Genomic DNA, 399 nt, shown 5'->3' on the forward strand with positions numbered 1-399 from the left:
GATATTGCCCGTGCCTGCCAGAAGGCAGATGACGCAATAAGCTACATAATGAGGAAAGACCATGAAAAGCGATCACGACATAATCACCAGAGAAGAAATGGTCGAGCTGACGGGAAGCCCACTTAAATCAAAGCAATGTGAGGCTCTTCGCCGGGCTGGAATTTTCTTCATGGAAAGGGCTGACGGACACCCAAAAACAACCTGGGGCCATTTCATGAACCCAATAAAATTTCGCAATTTACAGGAGGTGACGACGCGAAAAGATGATGAACCTGATTTTGGAGCAATATTTAATGGCCGGAAAGAGAAAGAACCCAGCAGATAACTGGATGCCGCCTCGTGTTTACCAGGGCAAAGCGGCCTACGAATTCAGGAATAAAGATAACAAAGCGATACGCC

Annotated in this window: 1 protein-coding gene; it reads left to right on the plus strand. The window is 46.9% G+C overall.

Annotated elements, in window-relative coordinates:
- The first annotated feature begins 61 nt into the window (after nucleotides 1–61).
- On the plus strand, nucleotides 62–325 hold the full coding sequence (locus E0L35_RS25910) for a DUF4224 domain-containing protein (protein ID WP_000833838.1): 264 nt from the start codon (nucleotides 62–64) through the stop codon (nucleotides 323–325).
- Nucleotides 326–399 lie beyond the last annotated feature (74 nt).

The sequence above is a fragment of the Halomonas sp. ATBC28 genome (assembly GCF_005937175.1).
Taxonomy (GTDB): domain Bacteria; phylum Pseudomonadota; class Gammaproteobacteria; order Pseudomonadales; family Halomonadaceae; genus Vreelandella; species Vreelandella titanicae.